The organism is Streptomyces katrae, from assembly GCF_002028425.1.
Classification (GTDB): Bacteria; Actinomycetota; Actinomycetes; order Streptomycetales; family Streptomycetaceae; genus Streptomyces; species Streptomyces katrae_A.
On the sequence record NZ_CP020044.1, the window covers coordinates 61,700 to 76,464 of the forward strand.

At 75.4% G+C, this 14,765-nt stretch carries 1 protein-coding gene; it reads right to left on the reverse strand.

Features of this window, described 5'->3' with window-relative positions:
- Nucleotides 1–45: 45 nt before the first annotated feature.
- Nucleotides 46–14,736, reverse strand: coding sequence for a type I polyketide synthase (locus B4U46_RS35785; RefSeq protein ID WP_079432439.1), 14,691 nt, complete (start codon nt 14,734–14,736; stop codon nt 46–48).
- Nucleotides 14,737–14,765 lie beyond the last annotated feature (29 nt).

Below are 14,765 nucleotides of genomic sequence, written 5' to 3' on the forward strand. Positions count from 1 at the left end.
TAGGTCCAGGACTGGCCGGCTCAGGGGGTCGGGGGTGCCGGAAGCTCAGAGAGCTCCCAGATCCCGGTCGATGAGGTCGAAGAGCTCATCGTTCGTCGCCGATCCGAGCTGTTCGACGACCGAGGAGGCGTTGCTCAGCGACTCCGTGCCCTTAGCCAGCTTCGCGAGCAGTGATTCGAGCCGCATGACGATCCGGACCCTGCCGATGTCATCGCTCTCCCTCAGCGCCAGCGCTGCTTCCAGCCGGTCGATCTCGTCGACGGACATCAGGTCGGCGTCGGCGTCGCCGCCGACGAGTTCCCCGCGCAGGTAGTCGGCCAGCCCTGCCGGGCTGGGGTGATCGAATACCAGCGTGGTCGGCAACCGCAGTCCGGTGGCCGCCGTCAGGCGGTTGCGCAGTTCCACGGCGGTCAACGAGTCGAAGCCGAAGTCCCGGAACGCCCGCGTGGGTTCCACGGCGTCGGCATTCGGATGTCCGAGTACCGCCGCCGCCTGTGTCCGTACGAGATCCAGGATGGCCGCCGGGCGTTCGTCCTCCGCTAGTGCCGCGATATGACGGCGGAAGCCCGCCGCGGAATCGTTCTGCGCCTGGTCGGCATCGGCGTCGGCGGCCTCCAGGACCTGCTGGACCTGCGGCAGGTCGCCGATGAGGGGACGGTTGCGGGCCACGCAGAAGGCTGGGACGAAACGGTCCCAGTCCACGTCGGCGACGGCGACGAAGGTGTCGTCGAGGTCGAGGGCCCGCTGGAGCGCCACCATGGCGGGCTCCGGGGTGATCAGGGGCACGCCGCGCCGCCGCAGCTGCTCGTGGGCCTCCTCGCTGACCATGCCGCCGGCCGCCCAGGGGCCCCAGGCCACGGAGAGGACGGGGGCGCCCTCGGTCCGGCGCCGCTCGGCGAGCGCGTCGAGGTGGGCGTTGGCGGCGGCGTACGCGCCGTGGTCGCCGACGCCCCACACGCCGGCGATGGAGGAGAAGTAGACGACCGCGTCGAGCGTCGCCGGGTCGAGGAGCTCGTCGAAGTGACGGGCGCCGGCGACCTTGCCTGAGGCGATGCGGGCGAACTCGGCGACGTCGGTGGCGACGAGCGGGAGGAGGTGTCCGACGCCCGCGGTGTGCAGGACGGCCCGGACGGGGTCGCCGGCGTCCGCGAGGGAGCGGACCAGCCGGGCCACCGAGTCCCGGTCGGCGACGTCGCAGGCGGCGATCGTCACCCGGGCCCCGGCGGCGGTGAGCCGGGCGCGCAGTTCCTCGGCGCCGGGGGCCCGTTCGCCGCTCCGGCTGGTGAGCACGATGTGCTCGGCGCCGCGTTCGGCGAGCCAGTCGGCGACGTGGCCGCCCAGCGCGCCGGTGCCGCCGGTGACCACGACGGTCCCGGTGGGCCGCCACTGGCGGACGGCCGCGTCGCGGGCCGCCCCGGCGGGGGCGAGCCTGCGGCCGAAGACGCCGCCGGAGCGGACCGCGAGCTGGTCCTCGTCGTCGGGTCGGGCCAGGGCCTCGGCGAGCCGGGTCAGGGCCCGCTCGTCGACGTCCTCCGGCAGGTCGACCAGGCCGCCCCAGAACGCCGCGTGCTCCAGCGAGGCCACCCTGGCCATGCCCCAGGTCTGCGCCTGGGCGGGCCGCGTCGGCGGCTCGTCGGCGCGAACGGCGACCGCGCCCCGGGTCACGGACCACAGCGGGACCCGGGCGGCGGCGTCCGCCATCGCCTGGATGAGCAGCAGCCCGGCGAAGACGCCTTCGGGCAGTGCCGGTTCCGCGGCGTGGGCCGTGTCGTCGAGGGCGAGCAGGGACACCACGCCCCGTACGGGGTCCGGCGCGGCGAGCAGCTGCGTGAGCCGGGCGGCGAGCTCGGCCCGGGTGCCGTCGGCGACGGCGACGGGCACGACGACCGGGCGGGCGCCGCGCGCCTCCAGGGCGCGCAGGCAGCCGGCGACGAGTTCGGCGGCGGTGCCGGCGGCGGGGACCGCGACGATCCAGGTTCCGTCGAGGCGGGCGCCGGCCGCCTCGGTGAGGGGCTTCCAGGTGACCTTGTAGCGCCAGCCGTCCACCGCCGACTGCTCGCGGCGTTCGCGCCGCCAGTGCGACAGCGCGGGCAGCACGGCCCGCAGCGACGTGCCGTCCTCGACGGCGAGGGTCTCGGCCAGTGCGTCCAGGTCCTCGCGTTCCACGGCCTCCCAGAAGGCGGCGTCCGCCGGGTCGGCGGCGGCCTGCCCGGCTTCCTCTGCGGTCTTGGGCCGCGGCCAGAAGCGCTGGTGCTGGAAGGCGTAGGTGGGCAGGTCGGTGCGCTGGGCGCCGGTGCCGGCGAAGACGGCCGTCCAGTCGACGGCGGCGCCGTTGACCCAGGCCTCGGCGAGCGAGGTGACCAGGCGGCGCAGACCGCCTTCGTCACGGCGCAGCGAGCCGAGCGCGGTCGCGTCCATCTCGGCGAGGCCGACGGCGAGGACAGGGTGCGGGCTCGACTCGATGAAGAGCCGGTGCCCGTCGGCCAGGGCCGCCTTCACGGCCTGCTCGAACAGGACCGTGTTGCGCAGGTTGCGGTACCAGTAGCCGCCGTCCAGCTCCGTGCCGTCCAGCAGCTCGCCCGTCAGGGTGGAGTACATGGGGACCGCGGACGTACGCGGGTTCAGGCCGGTGAGCAGGTCGGCCAGTTCGGCCTCCAGCTTCTCCACGTGGGAGCAGTGGGAGGCGTACTCCACCGCCACCCGGCGGGCCCGGACCCCCTCGGCCTCCAGGACCGTGACGAGCTCCTCGCAGGCGTCCGCGTCGCCGGACACGACCGTGGAGACGGGGCCGTTGACGGCGGCGACGGCCAGCCGGTCGCCGAAGGACGCGGCGATCCGCTCCGCCGCGTCGGCGGCGGAGAGGCCGACGGAGACCATGCCGCCCAGGCCCGCGATGGCGTCGATGGCCCGGCTGCGCAGGGCCACCACCTTGGCGGCGTCCTCCAGCGAGAGCGCGCCCGCCACGCACGCGGCGGCGATCTCGCCCTGCGAGTGGCCGATGACGGCCGCGGGCTCGACGCCGTAGGACTTCCAGACCTCGGCCAGCGCCACCATCACCGCGAACAGCACGGGCTGGACGACGTCCACCCCTTCGAGGGCGGCGTCGGAGCGCAGGACCTCGGTGAGGGACCAGTCGACGTAGGGGGCGAGGGCTTCCTCGCACTCGGCGATCCGCGCCGCGAACACCGGCGAGGAGTCGAGGAGTTCGACGGCCATGCCGACCCACTGCGAGCCCTGACCCGGGAAGACGAACACCGGGCCGGTGTCCGCCGCGGTGGCGGGGACGTGACCGCGCACCGTGCCGGGGGCCTCGCGGCCCTCGGCCAGGGCGGTCAGGGCGTCCGTGAACTGCGGGCCGAGGACGACGGCGCGGTGCTCCAGCGCGGCGCGCGTGGTCGCCAGGGACAGGCCCACGTCGACCGGACGGTCCTCGGCGCCCGTCTCCGCGGCGAGCCGGGCGGCCTGGGCGCGCAGGGCGGCCCCGGTCTTACCGGACAGCGGCCACGGCACGGCCGGAAGCACGGTGGCGGGGGCCTGCGGCTCCGGCGCGGGGGCGGGCCGTTCGGGGGCCTGCTCCAGGATGACGTGTGCGTTGGTGCCGCTCACGCCGAAGGAGGAGACGCCCGCGCGGCGCGGACGCTCGACCTGCGGCCAGTCCTGCGCCTCGGTCAGCAGCCGGACCGTGCCGGCCGACCAGTCCACGTGCGGGGTCGGCTCGTCCACGTGCAGGGTCTGCGGCAGCACGCCGTGGTGGAGCGCCATCACCATCTTGATGACACCCGCGACGCCCGCGGCCGCCTGGGTGTGCCCCAGGTTGGACTTGATCGAACCGAGGTAGAGCGGCCGGTCCGCAGGGCGCTCCTCGCCGTACGTGGCGATCAGCGCCTGCGCCTCGATGGGGTCGCCCAGCGTGGTGCCGGTGCCGTGCGCCTCGACGGCGTCGACGTCGGCGGTGGTCAGCCCGGCGGCGGTGAGGGCCTGGCGGATGACGCGCTGCTGGGAGGGCCCGTTGGGGGCGGTCAGGCCGTTGGAGGCGCCGTCCTGGTTGACGGCGGAACCGGCGACCACCGCGAGGACCGGGTGGCCGTTCCGGCGGGCGTCCGAGAGGCGTTCGACGAGCAGCATGCCGACGCCCTCGCCCCAGCCGGTGCCGTCGGCCGCGGCCGCGAAGGGCTTGCAGCGGCCGTTGGCGGCCAGTCCGCCCTGCTTGGTGAACTCCACGAACGCGCCCGGGATGGACATCACGGTCACACCGCCGGCCAGGGCGAGGGAGCACTCGCCGTTGCGCAGCGCCTGCGCCGCCAGGTGCAGGGCGACCAGGGACGACGAGCAGCCCGTGTCGATGGTGACGGCCGGCCCCTCCAGGCCGAAGGTGTAGGAGATGCGGCCGGAGACGACGCTCGCCGCGTTGCTGGTCAGGGCGTAGCCGCCCTGGCTCTCCGGGTCGGCCATCAGCAGCGCGCCGTAGTCCTGGCCGTTGGTGCCGGTGAAGACGCCGGTGGCGGTGGAGCGCAGCGAGGCGGGGTCGATCCCGGCCCGTTCGAAGACCTCCCAGGAGGTCTCCAGCAGCAGCCGCTGCTGCGGGTCCATGGCGAGGGCCTCGCGCGGCGAGATCCCGAACAGGGCGGGGTCGAACGCAGGGGCGTCGTAGAGGAAACCGCCCTCGGCGGCCCCGGAGGAGCCGTCGCGGCCGGTGAGCCGCTCCAGGTCCCAGCCGCGGTCGGCGGGGAAGGCCGAGACGGCGTCGACACCGCCCTCGACCAGCTGCCACAGCTGTTCGGGCGAGCCGACCCCGCCGGGGAAGCGGCAGCTCATGCCGACGATGACGATCGGGTCGCCGTCGGCCGCGGCGGGGACCGCCGTCGGCAGGGCCGCGCGGTCCCGGTCGGCCGTGCCGAACATCTCGTCGTGCAGTCGCCGGGCCAGCGCCGTCGGCGTGGGGTGGTCGAAGCCGATGGTGGTGGGCAGCCGCAGGCCGGTCGCGGCGCCGAGCCGGTTGCGCAGCTCGACGGCCGTCAGCGAGTCGAAGCCGAGCTCGCGGAAGGCGCTCGCGGGCGCGACCGCGTCCAGGGAGTCGTGGCCGAGGACCTGCGCGGCCACGGTGCGCACGAGTTCCAGCAGGATGCGGTGGCGTTCGGCGGCGCCCTTGGCGTCCAGGCGCTGCCGCAGCTCGCCGGCCGCGCCCTCGGGCGCGTCGGCCGCGTCGGCATCCGTGCCCTGCGTGAGGGCGTTCCGCGCTTCGGGCAGGTCGGCGAGCAGGGCGCTCGGCCGGGACACGGTGAAGGTGGGCGCGAACCGCTCCCAGGCGATGTCGGCGACGGTCAGGCAGGTGTCGTCGTGGTCGAGTGCCTGCTGGAGGGCGGTGAGGGCGCGCTCCGGCGCCATGGGCGGCAGTCCGAGGCGGGCCAGCTGTTCGCCGGTGGCCCCGTCCGACATGCCCCCGCCGCCCCAGGTGGCCCACGCGACCGAGGTCGCGGTGAGCCCGCGGGCGCGGCGGCTGCGGGCGAGGGCGTCCAGGTGGGCGTTGGCCGCCGCGTAGGCGCCCTGGGTGGAGCCGCCCCACACCCCGGCGTTCGAGGAGAAGAGCACGAAGGCGTCGAGTCCGTCGCCGAAGACCCGGTCCAGGTGGTCGGCGCCGGAGGCCTTGCCGGCCACGACGTCCGCGTAGGTGCGCACGTCGAGGTCGTCGAGCGCGCCGCCGCCGCTCACGCCTGCGGCGTGCACCACACCGCGGACGGTGTCGCCGCGCTCGGCGAGGCGTCCGGCCAGGGCGGCCACGGCCGCCCCGTCCGCCGCGTCGCAGGCTTCGACGGTGACGCGGGCGCCGAGGGTGGTGAGTTCTGCGGCCAGCTCGCGGGCGCCGGGCGCGTCGGGGCCGCGCCGGCTGGTCAGGACGAGGTGCTCGGCACCGTTCGCGGCGAGCCGGCGGGCCACGTGCGCGCCGAGCGCCCCGGTACCGCCGGTGATCAGCGTGGTACCGCGCGGCGTCCACCGGCGTGCGGCGGCGCGCTCGCCCAGCGCGGCACGGACCAGGCGCCGGCCCAGCAGGCCGGTGCCGCGCACCGCCAGCTGGTCCTCGCCGTCCGTGCGGCCCAGGGCCGCGGCGAGGCCGTCCCACGTCCGCTCGTCGGACGTCGCGGGGAGGTCGACCAGACCGCCCCAGCGGCCGGGGTGCTCCAGCGCGGCCACCCGGCCGAGGCCCCAGACCTGCGCCTGGAGCGGGTCGGGCTGCTCGCCGGTCCCGGCGCCGCCCTCGGACGGGTCCACCGCGCCACGGGTGACGCACCACAGCGGCGCCTCGGTCCCCGCGTCGCCCAGCGCCTGCAGCAGCACCAGGGTGGCGGCCGCGCCGGCGCCGGCGGAGGCGCCGTCGACGGGTGCCGCGTCGCCCAGGGCCAGCAGCGACACGACGCCGCGCAGACCCGTCTCCCCGGTCAGCTCCGCAAGCCGGCCGGCCAGGGCCGCCCGCTCAGCGCCGTGGTCCCGGTCGGGTGCGGGCACCGGCACGACGACGGACACGAGGTCCGCACCGCGCGCCGTGAGGGCGGCGACGGCGTCGCCGGCCGGGCCCGCGTCCGCGCCCTCGGGCAGGGCGACCAGCCAGGTGCCGGTGAGGGTGCCCGTGCGGGGGGAGGCGGGGAGCCGCTTCCAGGTGACCTTGTAGCGCCAGGAGTCCACGGCGGCCTGTTCACGGCGTTCGCGGCGCCACTGCGACAGGGCGGGGAGTACGTCGCTCCACGGCTGCTCGCCGGAAATGTCCAGCGTCTCGGTCAGCGCGTCCAGGTCCTCGCGTTCGACGGCCTCCCAGAAGGCCGCGTCCACCGGATCGGCCTGGACCGCCGCCGGGACGGCCGCCCAGGGCTGCGGCCAGAAGCGCCGGTGCTGGAAGGCGTAGGTCGGCAGGTCGGTGCGCTGGGCGCCGGTGCCGTCGAAGGCCCTGGCCCAGTCGACGTCGGCGCCGCTCACCCACGCCTCGGCGAGCGAGGCGAACACCCGGCCCAGACCGCCCTCGTCACGGCGGAGCGAGCCGATCGCGACCGGCTCGACGCCGCTCTCGGACGCGTCGAGCGCCTCGAACGTCTGCGACAGACCGACGGCGAGGACCGGGTGCGGGCTCGACTCGACGAACAGACGGTACCCGTCGGCCAGGGCCGCCTTCACAGCCTGCTCGAACAGGACCGTGTTGCGCAGGTTGCGGTACCAGTAGCCGCCGTCCAGCTCCGTGCCGTCCAGCAGCTCGCCCGTCAGGGTGGAGTACATGGGGACCGCCGCCTGGCGGGGGTTCAGCCCGCCCAGCAGGTCGGCCAGTTCGGCCTCCAGCTTCTCGACATGGGAGCAGTGGGAGGCGTACTCCACCGCCACCCGGCGGGCCCGGACCCCCTCGGCCTCCAGGAGGGCGACCAGCTCGGCGCAGGCGTCCGCGTCACCGGAAACCACCGTCGAAGACGGACCGTTCACGGCCGCCACCGCCAGCCGGTCACCGAAGACCGCGGCGATCCGCTCCGCCGCGTCGGCGGCCGGGAGACTCACGGACACCATGCCGCCCAGACCCGCGATGGCATCGATCGCCCGGCTGCGCAGGGCCACCACCTTCGCCGCGTCCTCCAGCGAGAGCGCGCCCGCCACGCAGGCCGCGGCGATCTCGCCCTGGGAGTGACCGATGACCGCGGCAGGCTCGACGCCGTAGGACTTCCAGACCTCGGCCAGCGCCACCATCACCGCGAACAGCACCGGCTGGACCACGTCCACCCGCTCCAGCGGGTCGTCGGAGCGCAGGACGTCCGTCAGCGACCAGTCCACGTAGGGGGCGAGGGCTTCCTCGCACTCGGCGATCCGCGCCGCGAACACCGGCGAGGAGTCGAGGAGTCCGACGGCCATGCCGACCCACTGCGAACCTTGGCCCGGGAAGACGAACACGGGACGGGAGGAGCCGGCGCCCGCGATGCCGCGGACGACGTCGGGCAGGTCGCTGCCGTCGGCGAACGCCGTGGCGGCCGCAACCGGGTCGGCGCCCAGGACCACCGCGCGGTGTTCCATCACCGCGCGGGTGGTGGCCAGGGACAGGCCGACGTCGGCCGGGTCCAGCTCGGGGTGGGCCCCGAAGAGGGCGGCCAGGCGGCCGGCCTGACCCCGCAGGGCACGTTCGCCCTTGGCCGACACGGGCAGCGGGACGGGGGTCGTGCGGGCCGGGAGGGACGGCCGCTCCGGCCGGGGGGCGGCCTGCGGGGCCTGCTCCAGGATGACGTGGGCGTTGGTTCCGCTGATGCCGAAGGAGGAGACACCGGCCCGGCGCGGACGGCCGGTCTCCGGCCACTCCCGGGCCTGCGTCAGCAGCTCCACCGCGCCCGCCGACCAGTCCACGTGCGGCGAGGGCTCACCCACGTGCAGGGTCCGCGGCAGCACACCGTGCCGCATCGCCTCGACCATCTTGATCACACCGCCGACACCGGCGGCGGCCTGGGCGTGGCCGATGTTCGACTTCAGCGAACCCAGGTAGAGCGGCTCGTCACCGGAACGTTCCTGCCCGTACGTGGCCAGCAGCGCCTGCGCCTCGATCGGGTCACCCAGCGTGGTACCGGTGCCGTGCGCCTCGACGGCGTCCACCTCGGCGGGGCTGAGCCCCGCGTTGGCGAGGGCCTGGCGGATGACGCGCTGCTGGGACGGGCCGTTCGGGGCGGTCAGGCCGTTGCTCGCACCGTCCTGGTTGACGGCCGTACCGCGGACGACCGCGAGGACCTGGTGCCCGTTGCGCTCGGCGTCCGACAGGCGTTCCACGAGGATCATGCCGACGCCCTCGGACCAGCCCGTGCCGTCGGCGTCGGCGGAGAACGCCTTGCAACGTCCGTCCGGCGCCAGGCCGCGCTGCTTGCTGAACTCCACGAACGTGGTCGGCGTCGCCATGACGGTCACACCGCCGGCGAGGGCCATCGAGCACTCGCCGCTGCGCAGCGCCTGGACGGCCCAGTGCAGGGCGACCAGGGACGACGAGCAGGCGGTGTCGACGGTGACGGCCGGGCCTTCGAAGCCGAAGGTGTAGGAAACGCGGCCGGAGGCGATGCTGCCGAGGTTGCCCGTGCCCGCGTGTCCGACGACCTCGGCGGACGCGCTGTGCAGCCGGGTGACGTAGTCGTGGTACATGAGGCCGGTGAAGACGCCGGTCGCGCTGCCGCGCAGCTCGGTCGGGTCGATGCCGGCGTGTTCGACCGCCTCCCAGGACGCCTCCAACAGCAGCCGCTGCTGCGGGTCCATGGCGAGCGCCTCGCGCGGCGAGATCCCGAAGAAGCCCGGGTCGAAGGCGGCCGCTTCGTGGAGGAAGCCGCCCTCCCGGACGTACGAGGGCGCGTCCGCGCCGGTGTCGCCTCCGGTCAGTGCGTCGAGGTCCCAGCCGCGGTCGGTCGGGAAGGCGGTGATGCCGTCGCCGCCCTCGGCGACGAGCCGCCACAGGTCGCCGGGGCCCGAGACGCCGCCGGGGAAGCGGCAGCTCATCCCGACGATGGCGATGGGTTCGTCGTCGTTGCGGCCGTGCGCCGCGGTGGTGCGCGGCGTGCCGGTGTCGGTGCCGAGGACCGTGGAGCGCACGAAGGCGGCCAGGGCGGAGAAGGTCGGGTAGTCGAAGACGAGGGTGGACGGGAGCCGCAGGCCGGTGGCCTTGGTGAGCCGGTTGCGCAGTTCGACGGCGGTCAGCGAGTCGAAGCCGAGTTCGGTGAAGGCGCGGTCGGCCTGCATGGCGTCGGGTGAGGCGTGCCCGAGGACGGCGGCGACGTGCGTGCGCACCAGTTCGAGGACCTGCCGCTCCTGCTCCTGCGCAGGGACGGCGAGCAGCCGCTCGCGGAGCGCGGAACCCGCGCCCGTGCCGCCGCCGTTGCCGGCGTTGCGGCGCAGCGGTCCGCGGACGAGTCCGCGCAGGACGGCCGGCAGGTCGCCGCCGGCCGCCCAGGAGCGCAGGCCGTCGGCCACGACCCGCATGGCGACGACCGCCGGGCTGCCGAGCTGCGGCGCGGCGTCGAAGAGGGCGAGGCCCTGGTCTGCCGTCAGGGGCGGGAGGCCCGCGCGGGTCATGCGTTCGACGTCGGCCGTGGCGAGGGCGGCGCCCATGCCGGCGGTCTCCTCCCACAGGCCCCAGGCGAGGGAGGTGGCGGGGAGGCCGAGGCCGTGGCGGTGGGCGGCGAGGGCGTCCAGGAAGGAGTTCGCGGCCGCGTAGTTGGCCTGACCCGCGCTGCCGAGCACACCGGCGGCGGAGGAGAACAGGACGAAGGCGTCCAGGTCCAGGCCGGCGGTGAGCTCGTGCAGGTGCCAGGCCGCATCGGACTTGGCGCCCAGGACGGCGGCCAGCCGCTGCGGGGTCAGGGAGGAGACGACGCCGTCGTCGACCACGCCCGCGGCGTGGACGACGCCCTTGACGGGGTGGGCGGACAGGAGCGCGGCGAGCGCGTCCCGGTCGGCGACGTCGCAGGCGGCGACGGTCACCTCGGCGCCGAGGCCGCGCAGTTCGTCGCGCAGGCCGGCCGCGCCGGGGGCGTCCGGGCCGCGCCGGCTCGCCAGCACCAGCTCGCGTACGCCGTGCGCGGTCACCAGGTGCCGGGCGACGATCGCGCCCAGGCCGCCGGTGCCGCCGGTCACCAGGACCGGGCCGGTGCCGAAACCGCCGGCCTGCGGCTCGACGTCCCGCTGCCGGGCACGGGTCAGGCGGGGCACGAACAGGCGCCCGTCGCGGAGCGCGACCTGTCCTTCGCCCGAGGCGGCGAGCGCGGCGGTCAGCTGCGGGGTCAGCGCGTCAGGGTCGTCCACGTCCACGAGGACGAAGCGGCCCGCGCCCTCCGACTGGGCGGAGCGCACCAGACCCCAGACGACGGACGCCGCCACGTCGGTGACCCGGTCGCCGTCTCCGGCGGCGACGGCGCCACGGGTGACCAGCACCAGGACCCGGTCCTCGTCCGCCCAGCCCTGCACCAGCTCCAGGGCGCGCGTCGCCAGCGCGAGCGCGGCCCGAGGCACGTCGGCTTCCTCGTCGCGGGAGGTCAGGTCGACGAGGACGGGGTCCTCGCCACCGCTTTCGGCGGCGGCGAGGGCGGCCGGGGTCCAGTCCACCCGGAAGAGGGAGTCGCGGCCCGCACCGCCGGACGCGGCGGCCTGCCCGTCGACGGGGCGCAGCGCCAGCGAGTCCACGGAAAGCACCGCGGCGCCGTCGGCGTCCGCGACCTCCAGGGACACGGCGGCCTGCCCCGAGCGGGTCAGGCGCACGCGCAGTCGTGCGGCACCGGAGGCGTGCAGGGAGACGCCCGACCAGGCGAACGGCAGGTGGCCGCCCGCGCCCTCGTCGAGCAGCCCGCCCACGCCGAGCGCGTGCAGGGCGGCGTCCAGCAGCGCCGGGTGCAGGCCGAAGCGGCCCGCGTCCTGCGCCGCGTCCTCGGGCAGGGCGACCTCGGCGAAGACCTCGTCGCCCGAACGCCAGACCGACCGCAGCCCCTGGAACAGCGGGCCGTACGCGAATCCGGCCTCGGCGAGCCCCTCGTAAAGCCCCTCCAGCGGAACCTCGGCCGCACCGGCCGGCGGCCACGCCGACAGGTCGGTCGCCGGGGCGGCCTGCTCGGCGCCCACGGCGCCGGAGGCGTGCCACACCCACGGCTCGTCGAACTCGGCCCCCTCCGGGCGGGAGAAGAACTCGACGGAGCGCAGGCCCGAGTCGTCCGAGGGCCCCACGACCAGCTGCACCTGGACGCCGCCGGTCTCCGGCAGCACCAGCGGCGCCTCGATCGTCAGCTCCACCAGCCGGCCGCAGCCGACCTGGTCACCGGCCCGCACGGCCAGCTCGACGAAGGCGGTCCCCGGAAGGATCACCGTCCCGCCGACGGCGTGCTGCGCCAGCCACGGGTGCGACTGCACGGCCAGCCGTCCGGTCAGCAGCACCTCGTCACCGCCGGCCAGCGACACGCACGCGCCGAGCAGTGGGTGTTCGGCCGTCCCGAGCCCGAGCCCGGCCGGGTCGCCGGCGCCGCGGGCGGCCGACTGCGGCCAGAAGTGCTGGTGCTGGAAGGCGTACGTGGGCAGGTCGACGCGGCGCGCGCCGGTCCCGGCGAAGAAGGCCTCCCAGTCGACGGGCGTGCCGTGCGCGTAGGCCTGGCCCAGGGCGGCGACCGCGGATCCGGCCTCGTCGCGGCCCTTGCGCAGCACCGGCACGAAGACGGCGTCCTCGACGCAGTCGGCGCCCATGGCGGAGAGCACGCTGTCGGGACCGAGCTCGACGAACCGGGTCACGCCCTGCTTGTGCAGGGTGGCGACACCGTCGGCGAAGCGGACCGCCTCGCGAACGTGGCGCACCCAGTACTCGGGCGAGCAGAGCTCTTCCGCGGAAGCCATCTCACCCGTGAGGTTGGAGACCACGGGGAGGGTCGGGGCAGTGAAGGCAACCGCGCCCAGGACCGTGCGGAACTCGTCCAGCATCGGGTCCATGAGCGGGGAGTGGAAGGCGTGGCTGACGGTGAGCCGCTTGGTCTTGATCCCGCGCTCGGCGAGCACGGCCGCGATGGCGGTCACGGACTCGGCGGCACCCGAGACGACCACGGACTCCGGCCCGTTGACGGCGGCGATGCTGACGTCCTCGTACGCGGCGACCAGCTCGGCGACCTCCGCCTCGGAGGCCCGCACCGACACCATCGCACCACCAGCCGGCAGCGCCTGCATCAGCCGGCCGCGCGCGACGACCAGCCGCACCGCGTCGGAGAGGGAGAACACCCCCGCCACGTGCGCGGCGGCGATCTCGCCGATGGAGTGGCCGAGGAGGTAGTCGGGGCGCATGCCCCAGCTCTCCACCAGCCGGTACAGGGCGACCTCGATGGCGAACAGGGCCGGCTGCGTGAACTCGGTGCGGTCCAGCTCGGCCGACTCGCCTGCGAACATCACCTCCCGCAGCGAACGCCCCAGCACCGGGTCGATCTCCGCGCACACCGCGTCCAGCGCCTCCGCGAACACCGGGAAGGCGGCGTACAGCTCGCGCCCCATCCCGGCGCGCTGCGCACCCTGACCCGTGAAGAGGAAACCCGTCTTGCCGGGCGTCACCACGCCCTGGACAACCCCCTCGGCCGCCTCGCCCCGCGCGAGCGCCTCCAGCGCCCCCCGGTGGTCCGGGCCGAGGACGACCGCCCGGTGCTCGAAGGCCGTACGCGTCACGCCCAGCGCATGGGCGACGTCCAGGTCGGCCGTGTCGGCGCCACGGGCTGCGGCGAAGGCCGCGAGGCGGCCGGCCTGGGCGGCCAGGGCCTCGGGGGTGCGGCCGGACACCACCCACGGCACCACCGGCAGCGTGACGGCGGGGGCGGGCTCGGGCTCCGTGGCGGCCTCGGCCGACTCGGGGGCCTGCTCGAGGATGACGTGGGCGTTGGTGCCGCTGATGCCGAACGAGGAGACGCCGGCCCGGCGGGCGTGCCCGGTCTCGGGCCAGTCCCGTGCCTGCGTCAGCAGTTCCACGCCGCCGGCCGACCAGTCGACCTGCGGGGTGGGCTCGTCGATGTGCAGGGTGCGCGGCAGGACGCCGTGGCGCATCGCCTGGACCATCTTGATCACACCGCCGACACCGGCGGCGGCCTGCGTGTGACCGATGTTCGACTTGAGGGAGCCCAGCCACAGCGGCTGGTCGCCGTCGCGCTCCTGCCCGTACGTGGCGAGCAGGGCCTGCGCCTCGATCGGGTCGCCGAGGGTCGTGCCGGTGCCGTGCGCCTCGACCGCGTCGATCTCGTCGGAGGACAGGCGGGCGTCGGCGAGGGCCTGGCGGATGACGTTCTGCTGGGACGGGCCGCTGGGAGCGGTGAGGCCGCTGCTGGCGCCGTCCTGGTTGACGGCGGAGCCGCGGACGACGGCGAGGATGCGGTGGCCGTTGCGTTCGGCATCGGAGAGTCGCTCGACGAGGAGCATGCCGACGCCTTCGGACCACCCCGTCCCGTCGGCGGCGCCGGCGAAGGACTTGCAGCGCCCGTCGAAGGCGAGGCCGCGCTGGCGGCCCATGTCGACGAAGGTGCCGGGGGTGGCCATGACGGTGACGCCGCCGACGAGGGCGAGCGAGCACTCCCCCTTGCGCAGCGACTGCACGGCGAGGTGGAGGGCGACCAGGGAGGAGGAGCAGGCGGTGTCGACGGTGACGGCCGGGCCCTCCAGGCCCAGGGTGTAGGCGACGCGGCCGGAGACGACGCTGCCGGAGTTGCCGGTGCCGAGGTAGCCCTCGACGTCCTGCGGGGAGGCGTGCAGGAGCATCAGGTAGTCGTGGTACATCAGGCCGGCGAAGACGCCGGTGCGGGTGCCGCGCAGGGACGCCGGGGTGATGCCGGCGCTCTCGACGGCCTCCCAGGAGGCTTCGAGGAGGAGCCGCTGCTGCGGGTCCATGGCGAGGGCCTCGCGCGGCGAGATCCCGAAGAAGCCGGGGTCGAAGTCGGCGGCCCCGTCGACGAAGCCTCCCTCGCGGACGTAGGTGGATCCGGGGCGCTGGGGGTCCTCCGCGTGGAGGACGCCGGCGTCCCAGCCCCGGTCGGTGGGGAAGGGGGAGATGCCGTCGCCGCCTTCGGCGACCAGCTGCCACAGGCCGTCGGGGTCGGTGACCCCGCCGGGGTAGCGGCAGCTCATGCCGACGATGGCGATGGGCTCGCGTTCCTTGTCCTGTACCTCGCGCAGAGTCCGTCGGACATCGCGCAGGTTGGTGGTCGCCCGCTTGAGGTATTCGAGGAGCTTTGCCTCGTCCGCGTCCGCCATCACGTCACTCCTGTTCAAGCCGGCCGGAG